Origin of the sequence: Clostridium sp. B9 (assembly GCF_050509515.1) — a bacterium.
GTDB lineage: Bacteria > Bacillota > Clostridia > Clostridiales > Clostridiaceae > Sarcina.
On sequence record NZ_JBNWKA010000003.1, the window covers coordinates 1,440,022 to 1,459,579 of the forward strand.

The 19,558-nt window shown below is 28.1% G+C and carries 14 protein-coding genes and 1 CRISPR repeat array; of the genes, 13 read left to right on the forward strand and 1 reads right to left on the reverse strand.

Annotation, left to right across the window (positions count from 1 at the left end; all coding sequences use genetic code 11):
* Nucleotides 1-168: 168 nt before the first annotated feature.
* Nucleotides 169-705 (reverse strand): helix-turn-helix domain-containing protein, encoded by a 537-nt coding sequence (locus ACQZHJ_RS06495; protein WP_430484731.1) that lies wholly within the window; start codon nt 703-705, stop codon nt 169-171.
* 721 nt (nt 706-1,426) lie between these two features.
* On the opposite strand from ACQZHJ_RS06495, the gene ACQZHJ_RS06500 reads away from it, so the two are divergent.
* The 13 genes from ACQZHJ_RS06500 (at nt 1,427) to csx2 (ending at nt 19,441) form a co-directional block, all read left to right on the forward strand.
* A complete protein-coding gene (locus tag ACQZHJ_RS06500) occupies nt 1,427-4,804 on the forward strand; it encodes a DNA primase family protein (RefSeq protein ID WP_430484732.1) in 3,378 nt (1,125 codons plus the stop codon).
* 430 nt (nt 4,805-5,234) lie between these two features.
* Nucleotides 5,235-5,816 (forward strand): sigma-70 family RNA polymerase sigma factor, encoded by a 582-nt coding sequence (locus ACQZHJ_RS06505; protein WP_430484733.1) that lies wholly within the window; start codon nt 5,235-5,237, stop codon nt 5,814-5,816.
* A 159-nt stretch (nt 5,817-5,975) separates the two neighbouring features.
* Entirely contained in the window at nt 5,976-6,782 is an 807-nt protein-coding gene (locus ACQZHJ_RS06510) for a nucleotidyltransferase domain-containing protein (protein ID WP_430484734.1), read from the forward strand.
* 242 nt (nt 6,783-7,024) lie between these two features.
* A complete protein-coding gene (locus ACQZHJ_RS06515) occupies nt 7,025-7,255 on the forward strand; it encodes a DUF4318 domain-containing protein (protein WP_430484735.1) in 231 nt (76 codons plus the stop codon).
* A 162-nt stretch (nt 7,256-7,417) separates the two neighbouring features.
* Nucleotides 7,418-7,939, forward strand: a complete 522-nt coding sequence (locus ACQZHJ_RS06520; protein ID WP_430484736.1) for a transcription elongation factor GreAB — start codon at nt 7,418-7,420, stop codon at nt 7,937-7,939.
* Nucleotides 7,940-8,163: 224 nt separating this feature from the next.
* Complete coding sequence (locus ACQZHJ_RS06525; RefSeq protein ID WP_430484737.1) at nt 8,164-8,298, forward strand: hypothetical protein; 135 nt, start codon at nt 8,164-8,166, stop codon at nt 8,296-8,298.
* A 580-nt stretch (nt 8,299-8,878) separates the two neighbouring features.
* Nucleotides 8,879-10,132: a CRISPR direct-repeat array (repeat unit 30 nt; unit sequence ATTGAACCTTAACATAATATGTATTTAAAC).
* Between the two features lie 207 nt (nt 10,133-10,339).
* The gene (locus ACQZHJ_RS06530) at nt 10,340-11,878 is read left to right on the forward strand and encodes a hypothetical protein (RefSeq protein ID WP_430484738.1); all 1,539 of its coding nucleotides are present in this window, start codon (nt 10,340-10,342) and stop codon (nt 11,876-11,878) included.
* Nucleotides 11,878-12,519: an RAMP superfamily CRISPR-associated protein gene (locus ACQZHJ_RS06535; protein ID WP_430484739.1), complete on the forward strand. Its 642-nt coding sequence runs from the start codon at nt 11,878-11,880 to the stop codon at nt 12,517-12,519. The genes ACQZHJ_RS06530 and ACQZHJ_RS06535 overlap by 1 nt, the downstream gene beginning before the upstream one ends.
* Nucleotides 12,520-14,109: an RAMP superfamily CRISPR-associated protein gene (locus ACQZHJ_RS06540; RefSeq protein WP_430484740.1), complete on the forward strand. Its 1,590-nt coding sequence runs from the start codon at nt 12,520-12,522 to the stop codon at nt 14,107-14,109.
* Nucleotides 14,099-15,355 carry an RAMP superfamily CRISPR-associated protein gene (locus ACQZHJ_RS06545; protein ID WP_430484741.1) on the forward strand — a complete coding sequence of 419 codons (1,257 nt, stop codon included), beginning with the start codon at nt 14,099-14,101 and terminating at the stop codon, nt 15,353-15,355. Before ACQZHJ_RS06540 ends, ACQZHJ_RS06545 begins: the two co-directional genes overlap by 11 nt.
* Nucleotides 15,355-15,813, forward strand: coding sequence for a hypothetical protein (locus tag ACQZHJ_RS06550; protein ID WP_430484742.1), 459 nt, complete (start codon nt 15,355-15,357; stop codon nt 15,811-15,813). Before ACQZHJ_RS06545 ends, ACQZHJ_RS06550 begins: the two co-directional genes overlap by 1 nt.
* A gap of 1 nt (nt 15,814) precedes the next feature.
* A complete protein-coding gene (locus ACQZHJ_RS06555; RefSeq protein ID WP_430484743.1) occupies nt 15,815-17,983 on the forward strand; it encodes a TIGR03986 family type III CRISPR-associated RAMP protein in 2,169 nt (722 codons plus the stop codon).
* A gap of 162 nt (nt 17,984-18,145) precedes the next feature.
* Entirely contained in the window at nt 18,146-19,441 is a 1,296-nt protein-coding gene (gene csx2, locus ACQZHJ_RS06560) for a TIGR02221 family CRISPR-associated protein (RefSeq protein WP_430484744.1), read from the forward strand.
* Nucleotides 19,442-19,558 lie beyond the last annotated feature (117 nt).

Sequence of the window (19,558 nt, forward strand, 5' to 3'; positions counted from 1 at the left end):
TATTATTTTTAGTTTTTATTCAAGCTTCTTTTGATTACATGTTCTTAATCATTTCTAAGTTCTAGATAAAATTTAGATTAGCCTTAAAAACTTGATTAAGAATTAAATTAATTCTTAGATAAACTAGCGACCAATTTAAATTTATCTAAAAATTAATCTTAGCAAGTATTATTTTCTTTTAGGATTAAACTTACTTTTAGCAATAGCCTTTGCTACTTGCATTGAGTGTTCTAAGCTGGTTTTCAGTATCTGTCTAGTTTCTAAGTCCATTACATCCTCGTCAAACATTAAATCCTTTTCTAAATCATCTAAATGACTGAGTGCTATATCCAAGTCATCTTTAATATCTCTTAATTCTTTCTCTGATAAACATGAAGTGTTTAAAGGACGTGATATTTCCTTTTCAACAATATTATTTTCAGAAAGCTCTTCAATTTCATTGTCAGATAGTTCTTCTACTTCTTCAGTTTCTTCATTAAGTGGTTTTAAATAGTATGAATCAGCTAAAATAGTATCATCAAAGAATGACTTCATATCTAGTTTCAAGGCACTAGTAAGAGCTTCTATGGTGCCTAAGCTAGGGTTATACCTGTTATGTTCTATATCTGCAAGGTATGATCGTGATATACCAGCTCTTTCTGCTAATACCTTTTGAGTTAATTTTCGTTTTTTTCTTAATTGTTGTAACCTATGGCCAATAAGCATAAAAGTCCCCCTTTTATATAAATATTTTAACAAGCTTAATTAACTAAGTCAGTAGCACTTCAAGAGATAAAATCGTAAGCTATCCCCAAGTTTTTATCTACTATATCAATGATTAATAATAATTAAAAAATATTGATATTTAGATATTAGCCTAATTTTAAGATGTTTAATCACAGATATTTCTCTTAAAATACTATAAATGTAAAATTATTACAACTTAATTGTATCAGTGTCACACGTATAAAGCAATAATAAATTTAGTGAAATACACGTAGTGTTAGAAAATGTAAGAAAAAGGAAGAAAAAGAGAGTTCTTAAAGAATAATTGAAAATATTGGTAAAAAATGGGGTTTTATAAAATGGTAAAAAAAGTATATAATGCAATTGTAAATAGTTGGTAAGGGGAGTACAAGTTATAGTTACTTGTGTCACACCTAGCTATTTAAAAGAAGGATAGTAGTGCAAATAAAATGTGTGTGTTATTAATCAAAAGAAATTTGAAAAGTGGAGTAAATAATAATCTAAATACATTAAGATGATTTAAAGGAAGAGGAAATGACGGAAAAGCATACTAAAATATTTTGAATAACTTTATAACATGAATAAATATTAAATCATGCAGCTCAAAAGCTGTATAAATTCAGCAAGGAATAAATAATGTGGAAAGGCTAGCTAAAATGAAATAAGACCTAAAACAGAGTAATAAAGGGGTGTTGAAAAATTGAATAAAGATGGTTTTAGGAAGTGGGACTTAAATGAGGCTAAGAGGTTTCTTGAATGTTTTACTAAAGGGGACAACTCTAAGGAACCTAGTGAGAGGATTAATATTAGAGTCTTTTCAGATAAGAAGGGGACAGACTTTAAGGGGAAGAACCTAAGTTTTGATATTAAGGAGTTCTCTTCTAAGAGCAAGATATTAATGGCTCATAATGAGGCTGAGAGAGGAATATTCTTTGTGGTTAACTCTGGAGGTAATAGTGATAGTAAGATAAAGAAGATTAATGCTCAGTTCTTTGAGTGTGATACTCTTTCCTTAGAGGAGCAGTTGGAGAATATAAGTAGGTTTCCTATAGAGCCTAGTATAATAGTGCAAACTAGAAAATCTCTTCATGTGTATTTTCTAATAAAGGATGGAGAGGTAGAAAGGTTTAGGGGAATACAGAGGAAATTAGCTAAGTATTTTAATGGAGATGGAAGCTGTATAAATGAAAGCAGAGTAATGAGAGTTCCAGGTTTCTATCATTGTAAAGAGGAGCCAGTAAGAGTGAAATGCATAAAGCTTAATCCAAGCCTAGTATATACACAAGATGAATTAGAAAGAGAACTTAGTTATAGCGAAAGTGAGTTCAGCGTAAATGATGATAAAACAATAAATAGTAAAGAAATCAATGAAAATTGTAATAAGGAAGAAACAGATTCAGAAATAGAGTGGATATATGATGGAGAAGAGAAAATAAGAGCTGAAGGTGTAGGGTGGACAAGCATTCATTTAAATACTGATGCTTTAGAAATAGCAGAGTGGACAACCTATTCTTTAGGTGAAAGCAGTATAGGAAAAACTAATTGGACAAGCATAAATTTACATGATAAAAATATTTCACTGATATCATGGAATGAAATTCAGTTAGGTGATTTTAAAAGGGATATAGAAGAATTATGCCAGGTAGGTATTGAAAACAATAATAAGAATTTAGATAGTTACATTTCAAATTATCATAGTGATTTACAAGAGAGTACATTAATAAACAGGGATAACATTTCAAGAAGTAATGAAGAAAATCTAAATAACAGATCTAAAGAGCAAGTTTCATATAAGAATGAAGAGAACTTGCATAGCATGTCAGATGATAATATTTCAGAGAATAAACTAATTAACATAATAGATAGAGAGTTAACTAATAAGAAACAACAAGAACCATATAGTTATTCAACTGAGTTTAGTGGACAAACACCTTCAATAAGTAGTCATATTTATGAGGAAAGTGGAGTAAGTGGACAAGTATCTTTAATAAGTGAGGAAGTAATTAGAACAAGTAATAATGAAGAAGTTTTAACTATAAATAAGAGTGGATTTCAAGGGCAAGATTATTTAACTGGGGTTAGTGGACAAGCTACCAATAGTCTAATAAGTAATAAATCTGACTTAATAAATGAATCTTCCTTAATATCAGAGAACCTAGAGAGAAGTAATGGCGGGGAAGAAGGAATAAATACTCAAAATGGATTAGAGGTTATTTGTTTTAAATGTGATTTTATAAAGCACTGCAAGAATAATTCAAAAACTCTTTCTGAACCTTTATGGCATGGAATGATTACTAACCTTGCTCTTTTTAGTGGAGGAAGTGCAAGAATTCATGAGCTTAGTAAGGGTTATAAGACCTATAGTGAGAGGGAAACTAATGGCAAGATAAGTAATTTTCTAAAGTCTGGGGCAGGTCCTATGACTTGTGAAACACTTAAGGATAGGGGATATACTTGCAAAAAGTTAGGAAAGACCTGTAATTGTAAAAGTCCAGCATCTTTAGCTTTTAAGCCTTTAACTGTGAAGGAGCTTAGAGCGTGTATAAAAACTTTAAAAGTTAGTGAGGTTTCTAATGCCACTAATGTTGATACTGCTCTTAAGTTCATAGAGAATTACATGTATAACATTGGAGTAGCCCTAGGGAAGAGTCTTATTGAGGAGGACTTGGCTAATTATTTAAAGATTAAGAATCCAAAGGATCTTATTGCATTTTATAGGGAGATTATTAGGAAGTTTAAGAAGGATAAGGGTAATGAAGCTAAGGGTAAGAAGGATAATAAGCAAAAGAATGGTGGTAATCTTCCATGGTATGAGGAGCAGGACAAGGGCTTAAAGTTTTTACCTTTTGTTTTGGCAAAGCATTTAAGTGAAACTAGGCATGTCTACTATGGAGGAGAATCTTTTTTGATATATGAAAATGGAGTTTATAACATTAGTGGAGAGAAGGAAGCAGGAAGGATAATCATGGATTATATGCTACCTAATTATTGCACTATGGGGACTATTAGAGATTGTAGGAATCAATGGGACATACTTGTTTCTAGAGATTTTGATGATTTTAATAGGAATCCTTATATAGTTAATACAAGAAATGGGCTTTTGGACATTAGAGATGGAAGCTTTAAGGAGCATACACCTAGCTATTTAAGTACAGTTCAGCTTAATGTAGAGTATAATCCTCATGCTGATTGTCCACAATTTAAGAAGTTTCTAAATGAAGTTTTAGATTGTAGGCTAATTCCCTTAGTTCAGGAGATTGTAGGGTATTTACTTACCACAAATACTGCTGCTCAAAAGTCCTTTGTATTTTGGGGACCAGCTAGAACAGGTAAAAGTACACTTTTATGGGTGGTGGAATACTTACTACTTGGGAAAATCAATGTAAGTAATATACCATGGCAAGATATTGGAGACAAGTTTAAAACAGCAGAGCTTCTAGGGAAATTAGCCAATGTATTCTCAGATCTTCCAAGTAAATCAATAGATGATACAGGCATATTTAAGGTGGTAACAGGAGAGGACTATTTGATGGCAGAAAAGAAAAATAAGAATCCATTTAAATTTAAGCCATTTTCAAGACTTGTCTTCAGTTGTAATGAATTACCTAGAAACTATGTGGATAGAACAGAAGGATTTTATAGAAGGATTATAATTGTTCCATTTACTAGACAGATAGAGAAAAGTAAGGTGGACAAGCATCTAAAAGCTAAGTTCCAAAAGGAGAAGGAAGGCATATTAAATTGGGCTTTAGAAGGGTTAAAAAGGTTATATGAGAATAACTTTGAGTTTAGTGAGAATGAGATAACTGAGGAGGTTAAGAAGGATTATAAGCGTGAAAATAATAATGTAATCTCTTTTGTTGAGGAATGCTGTGAGCTTGGTGAAACTTTTCAGTGTATTAGAGGAGAACTTTATGATAGATATAAGGAGTTTTGTGAAGAAAATGGAGTTAAGGCACTATCACATGGTAAGTTCAATAAGGAATTAGAAGTTAATTTTAATGTATTAAAAGATAGAAATAAACATTATAGACTTTGGAAGAGAATACAGATTAAAGTTGAAAGTTGCTATATGTAATTTAGTAATAAATTTAAGTAGTATTAAAGCTAACTATTTTAATAATGTTATAAGGGTGACAGGTAAGGTGACAGAGTGGTGACAGGTTTTGTATGCCTCAAAGTCAGTGATTTCAATGAGGTGACAGTGATGACAGCTTTTTTTCACTTCTATATATAAGGAAATAAATATTTAATGAAAATAAATTAATATATGTATTTATTAATAAGTGAAAATAGGGATTTTCTTGTCACCTCTGTTACCATCAAGTTATATCAAGGGTTGAAGCGATGACAGGTTTTTATAAAAAGTGTCACCTTAGGTGTGTAGAGTATTTTAAACAATGAAATAATATAAAATTTATAATTGGAATTGACTTTTTTATAAGTAGATTAGCATGAAAATAAGGTGTTTTAATAGGGAAAATATAAAGTTTAGGGGTATAGGGTTTATGAATAAAGAAATGGTTGATATTTTGCTAGTAGAGGGGAAAAAGGGAAATAAAGAAGCCATGGAAAAGCTTTTTGAGATTCACAAAGGATTAATATATAAGTATTCAACTAAGTATTTCATAAAGGGTTATGATAGGGAAGATTTAGAGCAAATAGCATGGATAGAATTTATGGATGGGGTTAAGAAGTATGATGGAAGTTTTGGAATAGATTTTGTTGCATTCATAACTATTCTTTTGAGAAATAAATATGGAAGTATGTTAAGAAGAAAAGAGTTTGCTATGAAGTTTTCTAGTTTAGATACACCAATAGGGGAGGATATCACAATTAAGGACACTTTGGAGGATGATTTTTCAATGGAAAAGGATTTTGAGGATAGAGAGGAGGTTAATCTATTATTAAGTGCTATGGCAAGTTTAAGTGATGAGGAAAGAGAATTCATATTCTATATTAATGAGGAGAGAGGAAACTTGCAGAAGTACTATGAAGCACATAAGGATGAAATGAGTTTTGGAGCTGTTAGATATAAGAAGAAAAAGATTATGGAGAGGATTGAGAAGGAATTTAAGAATATAAAATAGAGAAACAGGTATGATTCTATTAGAATATGTAAATGCTTAAATAGTTACTAAAGTTAGGGTAAGAGGTTAGAAATCTAATTAAAGTATAACATAAGTATGTATTTATAAACTTGAGCTCTTAGGCTATAATAATACTAGGAATATAATGAGGTGATTAATATGATAGAGGCTGAATTCTTAGTAAAGCTAAAGAATTTGAAAAGTATAATTGCTATAGTTGAATTTGGAAGTTTTAGAACAGAAGAATGGATTAAAGATAGAAGTGATATTGATTTATTAGTAATTACAGCTCCAAATATAACTTTTATGGACACCTTAGAAATTGAAGATGAGATTTTAGAAATTGCAAAAGAATTTTATAACTATCCTGATATACATTTAACTTTCATTTTATTTAATAATTTTTCTAATAAATTCGCAAGGATAGCAATAGATAGTGAAAAGCAATATATATTAAATGATGAAAAGTGGTATGATTTCACTCATAATGTTTTAAAGTATATAAGAAATAATGAAAAACTTAGTAGAAACCTAAAGTTAGAAGAGAAGTATCAATCAGCAACTGATAATTTATCAGATTTAAAAGTAGCTATAAAAGAATATAATGAAACTGATAGTAGAATTATAAGAAGAGCTATGTTTGCTTTCTTTCAAGATTTTACAGAATATATTGTTGATATGTGTGAAAGTTATATATTAATAAATGATGGGAAGATTAAAAGTTCAACTTCTGCAACACAATTAGTTGAAAAAGCACATGAGATGGGTTTTTTTGATAATAAACTAAAGCAATATTTAGTTTTATCAGTTAGACTTAGAAATAGATATACTCATGATTATTACTTAAGAGAAGATAGTGAAAAAGCAATAGAAGAATTTTGTTTTGTAAAACTTGCAAACCTAGAAATATTCTTAGAGGAAAGTAAGGATAAAGTTTTTCTTAAATATAAAAAAATAGATGAATAAAATTAAGTCATTGTTGATTAGGAAGTAAAGTTAACAATGACTTTTTTGTGTTTAGCTTTGGAGTAGCTAGGCATAAGAAGAAAAAGCTTATGTAGAAGAGTGAAAGAGAACTTAATAATATAGGAATAAAATTAAAGCAGAACTAAACAATAAATTTAAATGGTAAAAAATGTATAACAAGGATTCCCTTAACATATAATATAATTGTAAAGAAAATTTTATTAAGGGGGATATTAAGCATTATGTTAAAAAAAGATTTTCTTGTTAATTTAAATGATATGCCAAAAACAGATGATGATATTTGTGCAGAAGTTGAAAAGTACTGTGGGGAAAATAATTTGTCAGTAGATCTTATAAAGAGAACTTCACCTGTTATTGCTAAAATTGAAGAGAATAACTATGAAATTGTAAAGAAATATCAAAATGGTAGATTTCTTAATCATTGGGTGTTGAGTTTTAAGGAAGTGAGTTAAGTATAGATTATAAGAAAAGAGTCCTTGTTTGTTAGCGAAGACTAATAGACATGGGCATTTTTATTATATTTCAGCTTTAGAAAAGAACAGAGATTAGTAATGCTTATAAAGCTAAATGAATATAATGAATTACATATAATGTTAATTAAGGGTGTGGAGTTAATGAAAAAATATATGAAAGTATTTGTAATAGGGATATTAATCCTAACTTGTTTATTGTGGTTAAATAGCCAAAGATTTGAGAAATATACTGGGAAAAGTCTAAATATAGGGGTTATTGGTGAAATTCCAGATGTTAAGGAAAAGATGATAGCATTTGAGAATTTAGAATTCAATGATTTAGAAAAAGAAAGCAAGTTAATGAAATATGATGCTATATTTATTACAGAAGAGAATTTACAGGAAGCTTCAAAAAAAGAGTATGCTCCTGTATATAATAAATGTGTAGTTCCATTCTTCTTTATTAAAGATACTAAAGGCCCTATACCATTTATTGCAGAAGAGATAACATATGAGGATGCAGAGCAGTTATCAGATTCACCTCCATTTGCTACTGGCATATTAAAGAAAAATGGAGAATTAATATTTAGAGAATATGGATTTTATAATGACATTGAAAACAAAAAACATATTGAAGAGGCATATTCAAGAATTTTCAAAGATATTGCAGAGAATAAAGAATAAATAGAAAGCCATTGTTGATTAGAAAAGACCAATTAACGATGGCTTTTTGGTTGCAGAAAATCAATTTAGTTAAATGTTATGGGAATTCAATGAAAAGGCTATAAGGTTTTATAAATCCTTAGGTATGTCAACTAGAAATAGGACAATGGAATTGAATATAAGTTGTGATGTAAATTAAGGATAACTCTATATTCTTTAATAGAATTTAATAAGAGGTCAAGGGTATGGTAGAAAGAATTGGAACAGTAGCATTAGTGGTACTTCAGAGTATAAATTCATGTTATATTGTAGATCAAATTAAAAAAGTGGAGTTGATGAAACTGAATTTTATGATGATCAAAGTTATAATATGCAAATAAAAAAATTGAAAAGACAATGTATTAGGGAGGCATTTCAATGGGGGATTTTTGTTTTTAGTGTAACACAGTATATTTTTCCTTGGATTTTAGGAAAAGCAATTACTATAGAATTATATCAAGTTGTTATTTGGTCTATTGCTTCTATTATATTTGGAACTTTTATGTATAATGAGAGCAAATCAAAGATAAAAAGAGTGTATTAGGAGTAAGAATTAGAATTAGTGCTTGTTGTATTTCAAAATAAAGTAGGCAGGATTATTTTATTATAATTTATATCAAAAGTGGACAAGTAATTTTGTCCATTTTTATCAATCTATTATCAACCTTGATTTAAAACAGAGCCGTTAAAGAAAGATAAGAAAAATAAATATTAAATAGAAAAAAAGAATATACTAGACATTGAATTTACCAATGATGAAAAACTGCTTATATCATGTGAACCATTGAAAACACAAGGGTGGAGAGCATAACGCTATAAATTATAAAAGGTGTAGTAGACATTGGTAAAGTTCTACTAGGTATATTGAAATAATAGGCTTAAAGTAGTATTATTAAATATGAAAATGGCTATTTTGCTAGTATTGAACCTTAACATAATATGTATTTAAACAAAAGATGCATTGAAATCTACATCTAATGGTGATGGATTGAACCTTAACATAATATGTATTTAAACAAAGAACTGGCTCAAAACTCTATAATTTTTCAAAAATTGAACCTTAACATAATATGTATTTAAACCTACATTCTAAGAGAAAAAGTGTGTGAAAGATAAATTGAACCTTAACATAATATGTATTTAAACAGAACTAGCCTCTAAGATAGCTAAAGAATTTAAAAAATTGAACCTTAACATAATATGTATTTAAACATAATAGGTAATTATTCTGATGGGTGGAGTAGCAGATTGAACCTTAACATAATATGTATTTAAACCCATTAACAGAAAATAATCTCTCTGATAAGTTTACATTGAACCTTAACATAATATGTATTTAAACAAAAATATATCTGTTCTAGGAACACCTGTGGAAACAATTGAACCTTAACATAATATGTATTTAAACACCTAAATTAAATTTAAAAGTTCTAAACCTCAACTATTGAACCTTAACATAATATGTATTTAAACTCTTTAAACCCATTAGGGACAGGGAAAGTAGGCAATTGAACCTTAACATAAGATGTATTTAAACATTAAATTTTGATTAAAACAGTTATTTTAATGTAACATTGAACCTTAACATAAGATGTATTTAAACAGACTATTCTCAATAGAATACGAACTTATTGAACCTTAACATAAGATGTATTTAAACAAAAATATATCTGTTCTAGGAACACCTGTGGAAACAATTGAACCTTAACATAATATGTATTTAAACACCTAAATTAAATTTAAAAGTTCTAAACCTCAACTATTGAACCTTAACATAATATGTATTTAAACTCTTTAAACCCATTAGGGACAGGGAAAGTAGGCAATTGAACCTTAACATAAGATGTATTTAAACATTAAATTTTGATTAAAACAGTTATTTTAATGTAACATTGAACCTTAACATAAGATGTATTTAAACAGACTATTCTCAATAGAATACGAACTTATTGAACCTTAACATAAGATGTATTTAAACGTTTCTCTCTTAAGCTTTTCTATAACTTCAAGCTGCATTGAACCTTAACATAAGATGTATTTAAACAAAGGCAATAAAATATCTTTTTTATCTTGTTTATAATTGAACTTTAACATAAGATGTGTTTAAACCCATGGCTTAAAATACTAATTTTATTACCTTCTGCTATTGAACCTTAACATGATATGTATTTTAAATCTATTACAAATTACTTTCTCATGCATATATTTATATCACCACAATTGAAGTTGCAAAAAAATATATATATGTAAAATTTTGTTAGATAACCTTGTTTACACAGGGATATCTAATTTTTTTTAGAAAATTTAAAGTAATATTTTAACAAAATATGAGTCAATGGTAAAATAATATTGAAATTAAAAATGGAAAGAAGGTGTTATAAGATGGGAAGTTTAGTGTTGTGGGAATTAGGTAAAAAGCAAACATATATTTTTAATAGCAATAAGCTTAAGGATGCTATAGGTGCTTCGCTTATTATTAAGGACTTTTCAGAGGATTATTACAATGAATATTTAAAGAAAGAAAATTTTATAACAAAAGGTGGAGGAAAAACTATTTATTATTTTGAAACTAAAGAGGAGGCTAATACTTTTATAAAAAATTTGAGTTTCAATATTTTGAAAAATTACCCAGGATTAGAGCTTTTAATAACTTCTGTTGATATGGATTTTAAAATAGATGATTTGAGATTGAAAATAAATGAAATCTACAAAAAGTTAGATAAAAAGAAAAATACAAAAAAGAACGCATTATATCAAATGGGTTTTGGAATAGAAAGAAAATGTAGCGAAACAGGTCTAATAAGTTCAGTTAAAGATGAAAGAGACGGAAATTTTATATCAAATGAGATAAAGGTTAAGAGAAATTATTGTAATAGGAAACAAGGTGATAATTTTGAAGAATTAATTCCAAGTGGTTATAAACTAGAGGTAAGCTTAGATGATTTAGTTGAAGATAATGGAAAGCAATATACTGGAGTTGTTCATATAGATGGAAATGGGATGGGGAAAAAGATAAAAGCCTTTTTAGATGGCATACCTGAAAGTAACTCAGAAACTCAAGAGGAATTTAACAAAAGATATAAGAGAAGTTTGTGTGATTTAAGTGAAGAGATAAACAAAAAGTATAGAGAAGCTTTTTTTAAAATGTGCAAAGTTGTAGATAAGGCAATTAATGAAAATAATAATTTAAGTAAAGAAATTATTATGAATAAGAACGATTCAGATGAAGAGAAAAGAAGTTTCCCTTTAAGACCAATAATACTAGCAGGTGACGATATTACTTATGTATGTAATGCATCTATAGCCATTGAAAGTGCAAGAGTAATGTTAGAGTATTTAGAAAAAGAAAAAGTAAGTATTCCTGGATATGAAGATATTAATCTTAGTGCATGTGCAGGTATTGCAATAACTAAGAAGGGATACTCATTTAAGAGGGCATATGAACTAGCAGAGGAATTATGTTCAAGTGCTAAAACTTTTTTACTAGAGAAAAATTATGAAGACAAATCAGCTATTGATTTTCAGTTTTTACAAGGAGATTGTGGTGAGGGATTAGATAACATAAGAGAGCAGTATGTAAGTAAGAATGGTGAAATTCTTACAATGAAGCCTTTATTAATTAGTAATGAAAATAAGGTTAGAACATATGGAGCATTCATAAATAGTTTAAAAGGTTTAAATAAGGTCATTGAAAAAGATATAATAGCTAGAAGTAAAGTTAAGTTAATGAAAAATGTATTTTTTGAAGGTAAAGATGCTACAGAAAAGTTCTTTAAATTCTACAAAATACCTGAATATATAGGAGCTTTAAGTGATGCTAAGGATAATTTCGGATTTAGTGAGGATGGAATATGTTTGTTTTTAGATGGAATGGAAGTAATGGATTTCTTTATATCACTAAGCAGTAAGGAGGAATTTTAATGGAGCTATTTCAAATAAAAATAGAACTACTTTCAGAAAGTATTTTTGGATGTGGAGAAAATAGTAAATTTATAGATAATGAAATCTTAAAAGATGAATTAGGACTACCATACTTAAAAGGAAAAACATTTAAAGGTAATTTAAGAGAAGAGATGAAATGTTTATCTGCTTTTTTAGATAGCGTAGGTTCAGAGGAATATACTAAAATTTTTGAAAATTTAATGGGGGTAGAATTTGGGAATGATTTTGAAACTCTTAAGTTTTCAGACTGTACAATTAGTCCAAATTTAAGAGCAATAATTAAAGAAGCAATTTCTAATAAAGAACTAAATAGTGAAGAAGTTTTAGAATCCTTAACAGAGGTTAGAAGTTTTACAAGACTAAAAAATGGAGTAGCTATAGATGGTTCATTAAGAAGCTCTAGAGTAATAAAAAGGGGATTAATTCTTTATTGTAATTTAGAAAGCATAAAAGAACTTAATAAAAAAGAATTGGGGATTTTAGCATCCTCCTTAAGGGGATTACAATCAATTGGAATGATGAGAAGTAGAGGTAAAGGTGAAGTAAAGTGTTCCTTATATAAAGATGGAAAAGATATAACGGAAAAATCTATTTTAGCTTTTAGAAAGGAGATTATCTAGATGTATAAATATATTTCTTTTGATATAGAAAATTTAGAACCATTAAAATTAAGTCAAACTTCAGTGCAAATAGATAGTGAAGTTTCTAAAAGTTTCATACAGGGTAGTGCTTTAAGGGGAGCTTTTATAGCAAACTATATGAATTTAACTGGATTAAGTGATTTAAATGAGAGAGATAAAGAAATGCTTCTAAAAGGAAAGATAGAATTTTTTAATGCCTATCCAAAGGGAGAAAAAGGGATAACTCTTCCTTTTATGAGAAACTTATTCACTACCAAAGATGAAATGAAAAGATTTGGTGACAAAGAAGTTATGCAGTTAATAACTAGAAATGACATGGAAGCATTTCAAAAGGTTAAGGGTATTGAGTTTGCAAATTATGACTTTAAAAATAAGATTATAGAATCTGTGAAGGTTAAAAAAGTTTCAAGTATTCATATAAAGACTCCGAACAATAAGGAAGAAAACACTAAGCTATTCACATATGAAGCAATAGATAAAAATACTAAGTTTAGTGGAATTATAAAGTTTAAAGAAGAATATGAGGCGGAAGTTTTAAATGTAATGAAAAAAGGAAATTTTTATTTAGGTGGATCTAGAGGCTCTGGCTATGGGAAATGTAAAATAAGTAAGATTGAGGTAGTGAATAAAAATCCACAGTTAAATTATTTAAAAGAAGAAAACATATTTGAGGAATTAGTTTCTTCTAAATGCAATGAATTCTATTTATTTTTCACTTCTGATGCCATATTAAGAAATGATTTTGGGGTAATTACAAATGCTCCAGATGTAAAATTTATAGAGAATAAACTTGGAATAACTGAAGCTGTTGAAGAAGAAATTTTTATAGATACAGATATTTTCACAGGTTTTAATAATAAATGGGGATATAGACTTCCAATAACAAATGGAATCAAAGCAGGCAGTTTAATTAAATATTCATTTAAAGGAAATCTTTTAAAAGAGAATCTTATAAGTTTTATGGAGGAAGGTTTAGGAGAAAGAAAGCAAGAAGGCTTTGGTAGGTTTATATTAATTCCAGTTATAAATTTTGAAAAAATCTTAAAGGGGAAAATTCTTTCAGAAAAAGCAGAGGGAATTATTTTAAATGACGAAGAAAAAAGTCAATTAAAGCTCATGACTAAGAGAATTTATTTAAATAAGATTAATAATGAAATTCCTAAAATAGTGCTAAACATAGTTGGTTCAATAAAGCATAAAAGATATAATCTTCCTAATAGTCAGTGGGGTAAACTTATTAATCTTATGGAAAGTTTAGAAGGAAAAAGCAAAGCTGAACTTATAAGTGGTATAGATTGGTATTTTTATAATATAACTCAAAAAACAATAAATAGGAATTTAGCTAATACACTTTCTAAAATTTATATTGAGGATAAAAAACTAGAAGATTTCACAAAAGATTTTATAAATATTACAAAGGAAGAATTATTTGAAAAATATTGCAAACCAGTTAATATAGGGGGAATAGCTTCTGATATAACAGAAGACGATTTAAATAAAATTAAGGTAAATATCTTAAAAGAAATCTTTAAGCTTAAGTTAAGGGAGGTAGAAAATAATGGCGTTTAATAATGGGAAATATATGATAGATTTAAAAATACAACTTGAAAACACTACACCATTTAATATTGGTGATGATAATGGAATGCCTATTATTACCCTTGAAGAAGGAGAAGTATATTTACCAGGTACTACTTTAGCTGGCGCTTTTAGAGAGTATTTAAATAATTGTAATGAAAAAGGTATAGAAGAAGATTTTGGAGAAGATAAGGAGAAAAGCAAGATATTCTTCATGGATAGTTATTGTCCGCTAAAGAGTATTGAAATAAGAGAGGCAGCTTCCATAGATAAGGAAACAGGTACAAGTGATAATAAGTTTTCAAGAGCCTATGTTTCATCAAAGCATAAATTTGATGTAAATATAAAAATCTGGGGAGATACTAAGGAAAAGTTGAAAGATAGATATAGAAAAGTGATTTCATGTTTAATTGCAATAAATAAGGAAGAAATTCTCTTAGGAGCATATAAATCAAGCGGAGCAGGAATTTTTAAAGTAAATGAAATATTAAAAGATGAGTTTTTCTTTGATGATAAGAAAGATATATTTGATTATTTACTTAAGGAAAAGAAGGGGGAAAAGGTTGATTTAGATAAATTAAGTAGAATAAAAACTGAAGAAAATTTCTTTGAGTTCAAGCTAAAAGGAAGATTGAAGACAAGTATTTTGGTTAAAGGATCAGAGAAAATGTTTGGGGATGAGATTTATGCAACAGGGTATATAAATGGAGATGGCGATTACATAATACCTGGGACAAGCTTAAAAGGAGTAATAAGAGCTGAAAGTGAAAGAATACTTAAATATTTAGGTTATGACAGTGAAGAAAGCATCAATATATTTGGTGGAAAAAAAGAAGAAGAGAATATTGCAAGTAATTTTAGAATAAAGGACTCTACCATAGAAGATGTAAGAAGCAAAATATGCAAGAGAATAAAGATAGACAAGTTTACAGGCAGAACACAAGTTGGGGCTTTATTTAATGAGGAAGTCTTTAGTGGAGCAGTTACCATAAAGGGAAGTCTAAGAACTGAAGATTACAAGTATGTTGGACTAATAGCCATGGTTCTTAGAGATATAGCCTTAGGAAAAATATCCTTAGGTAGTGGAAATAATGTTGGTAGAGGAAGAATAAGAGGAAAAGAACTTATTATATCTCAAGGAGAAAAGACAATTCTTAAGTGGAACTTTGATAACAGTAAGGTTGAAGTAAATGAAATTGATTCTTTTATAAATAAGTTAGTAGGGAGAGAAAACTAATGAATGAGTTTAAGAGTTTGAATATAGAAAATTTAAAGAAGCTTGGGCTAAGTTGTAACCGTATAAAAGAGGATTTATATAAAACTTTAAGCCATAAAGAGATTTACAAAGAGCTTGGATTAGAATTTGGTATTATTTACAACTATGATTCAATTCAGTTTGGAAAGATAGAGGAGCTGGAGTTTAACATAAATAATATTATTGAAGCAAGATTTTTCAATAAGTCTAAGGAAGTTGCACTTAGAGTAAATGGGGAAGAATTAAGTGGAAATATAGTTGTTATAAATAACCCTAGTGAGGTTATAAATGATGAATCTTGTATATATGGAAATAGAAATGGATTTGCTTCAAATAAAAAGTACAGCATATTAAAAACTCAAAAAATTATTAAATATGATGAGGACAATACAGCTTATATAGCTTATGTAAAACCATGTAGTTTTGAAGGAGGAAAATAAGATGTGTGCATATAAAAAACTAGAGGGATACAGTGTAGCTCCATACAACTTTGTTACCTTACCTAAAAAAGCTATTGTAGCCTATGAGAAAATTTCTGATATTCCAAAGCATAATGACATGAGAGAAGATCTTCTAAATGGTCATATAGATTATGAAATAAAAACTAAAACTCCAACAATAGTATGTGATAGTGAACTTTCAAAGGGTAAAGAAAATACTTCACATAATAATTTTAAAGCAAAGGAGTTCTTCAAAAATGCAGAGGGAAAGAAAGTAATTCCAGGAAGCAGTATAAGGGGAGTAATTGCAAATAACTTAGCCATATTAAGCCATAGCAATATTTCTGAAAGTATAGAAGATGAAAGGTTTTTATATAGAAGCTTTGGAAAGGGTAGTAGTCAAGAGGAGTATAGGAATGCTTTGAGGATTCCAAAAAGATCTGAAAATGATAAAAACACTGATAAAGATAATGAAAAGATATTAGTTCCTTTAACAATGAAAACTGGATTTATTTATAAAAAAAGTAATAATGAGTATTCAATAATACCTGCAAAAAGCATAAATGGATATAGTTATTTTAGAATAAGTGAAGAGTATTTAAGAAAACTAAATCCTAAGGTTAAGGGCATAAGCTTTATGTATACAAAGGATATTTTAGAGCTTATACGAAATAAAGAGAAATATAAAGGAAAGGAAAATAAACGCGAAAAAGAAAGGTTTTTAAAGAGTATTAAAAATGATGGGAAAAATTCAAGAGAAGGAAAATATCATCCTTATTGTGTTATAGTATCCTTTAATTTAAGTGGAAAAAGAAACATAACTCATATTGGAAATCCTGGGGAATATCATTATGAAGGATATTTAATGAGTTCTCAATATATAGATGGGAAATTAGCTCATTATATTATTCCAAAGCACAGTGAAAAAGAAGCAGAGATACTATTTAATAAAGAAAATGACAAGTTAAAATATATAGAGTTTTATAAAGACGACTGTTTAAGAACAAAGAAAAAGAGAAGTCCAAATGAGAAACCAAAGGATCATAGAACATATTTTTTACTTCCAGAGGAAAGAGGAAAGAAAAAGGGTAAGCCCCTATTTTATGGCTCATTTAATGGAATGTATTGCTTTGGATTTAGTCCCTATGTTAGAATTCCATACCTTTATAGCATATTAGATGGGGTTAGCAATGAGTATAAAAATGAAAAGGGAATTTCATTTTTAGAAAGCATTTTTGGATTTGCCAACAAGGATTTAAAAGAAGGAAAAAACAAAAGTTTTAAGGGAAGAGTAAGCTTTCAAGATGCACCTTTAGTAAAAGAGGGAAAAGAAAGTAATACATGTAGCATAGTTGCGGGAAATCCAAGTGCTTCAGCCTATAATCTTTACTTAAAACAGGATATACAAGCAAGTGCAAAGGAGATTTTAAATTATAATTCTAAGGGATTTGAAATAAGAGGAATAAAGGAATACTGGCCAAGGGATTTTGAACTTAGTAACAATAAAGTTAAAAATAAAAATTTAAATATTAACATAAAGCCAGTAGGTGAAGGAGCAATTTTTAAAGGAAGAATAAACTTTAAAAATCTAAAAAAAGAGGAATTAGGACTTTTATTATGGTCATTAAAGGTAGATGAAAAGGCTTATGAAACTATTGGTCTTGGAAAACCTTATGGATTTGGAACTGTATCCTTAGAAAATATACAGGTTTACAAAGAAAATTTAAAGCTTAAATATTTTTCAATGGTAAACGAACCTGAAGAGTGCATAAACAAAGAGGAATATATTAAAGCTTACAAAACATATTTCAAAGATAAGTACTCAATTGATTTAGATAAGTCACATTCAGTAATAGACTTAATAACAATTAAAACAACCTTAGTCCATGAAAAGGATACGAATGAAGTTAGATACATGAGTATAAATCCTAAAAAAGACTTTAATATTAATGATAAAAATGAATTTTCTAAGTTGTTACCACTACCATTAGCTGTAGAATTTAGAAAAATATTAAATGGAGAATTAAAGGTAAAAAATAAAGTAGGTTCAAAAGAGAATAATTCAAATGGTAATTCTAAAGGTAATAAAAGTTCATATAATAGAAACCAAAAAAACAATAGAAATAGGACAAACAGTAATAGAGATTATTCAAAATCATATAAAAAGTAAAATAGTAATAGAACTGCATATGAGTACAAAGGTTATTATGGTGGATCAAGTCTAGCAGAAACCTTTAAAAAATAATATAAAAGTATAAAGAAGTATAAGAGATTAAATTGAAAATTATTAATAAGATAATTTTTATTTAATAGTAAAGAAAGGATTGATAAAATGGCAAGGAAGTTTATATCAGTTTTAGGAGCAGGTAAATATAGTATTTGTAATTATTGTTATGGAGATGAGATTGTTAAAAATAGATATATTCAAAAAGCTCTAACAGATATTTTTTGTAAGGACTGGACAAAGACAGATAAAGTAATTGTTTTTACAACAAAAGAAGCAGAAAAAAATAATTGGTTTGGTAATCTTGAAGAAGGGGCATTAAGCTTGAGTGAAGAACTATCTTCAATTAATGCAGACGTTTCAAATATAGAGATACCTAAGGGCGATAATGAAGAAAAACAATGGGAACTTTTTGAAATAATATTTAATTCTTTAGAAAATGAAGATGAGGTAATAGTAGATATAACTAATGGATTTAGAACGATTCCAATGTTTTTAATAATAATATTAAGTTATGCAAAGGTATTAAAAAATATAAAGGTATTAGGAATATATTATGGAGCATATGAGGACAGAAAATTAAATGAAGAAGGTGTTGAGGTAACTCCAATTTTTGATTTAACAATGTATGATTTATTGATGGATATCACTAATGGAATAAACACATTCTTAAAAACAGGAAATAGTACCATTTTAACTGAGCTTTGTAATGAAATTAATAATCAAGCTTACAGAAATAATGATAAATCTTTAAAAAATATGAATATGACAGTAAAATCTTTAAATAACTTTGCAAAAGCTATAATGACTTGTAGAGGAAATATAATGATTGGAGATAAAGATAAGTCAATATATTGGGCTTATAAGCAAATGGAAGAGAATTTAAATCAGTATGAAAATTCAGAAGATATGTTATCAAAGGCGTTAAATCCTCTTTTTGAAAAAGTAAAAGAAGAAACAAAGAATTTTGATGATATTGATGTTGTTAAAAATGGTATAAGTACTGTTGAATGGTGTATAAAAAAAGGCTTTATACAGCAAGGCATAACTGCTTTAGAAGAAACAATAAAGACATTTACTTGTATTTATATAAATAAAAGGTTGAATAAAGATTTTGATGTGTATGAGGAAGAACATAGAGAAGCAATATGCAATACAATTTTAAATAGTCAAAGGTTTGAAATAACTGAAAAAGAAAAATATTATGAATTAATAATTGAGATTCTTAATTCGGGTATAATTCCAGAAAGTTTATTAACTTTAGAGATTCAAATATCAGATTTAAGAAATGATGCAAACCATTTTGGTATGAGAAAAGAAAAAATTAATGCATTTAATAAAATGGAGACTAAGTTAAAAACTTATTTTAAGAAGTTTTTATTAATAATCGAAGAATTGTCTTAAAAAAATCATTTGTTTAAATTTAAATTAGAGTTTTAAATTGGCAAAAAATTAAATTCTAAAAATTGATTTTATAAAATTAAACAAAGGACTGTGTTTTAAATTAGTAATAATTTAAGA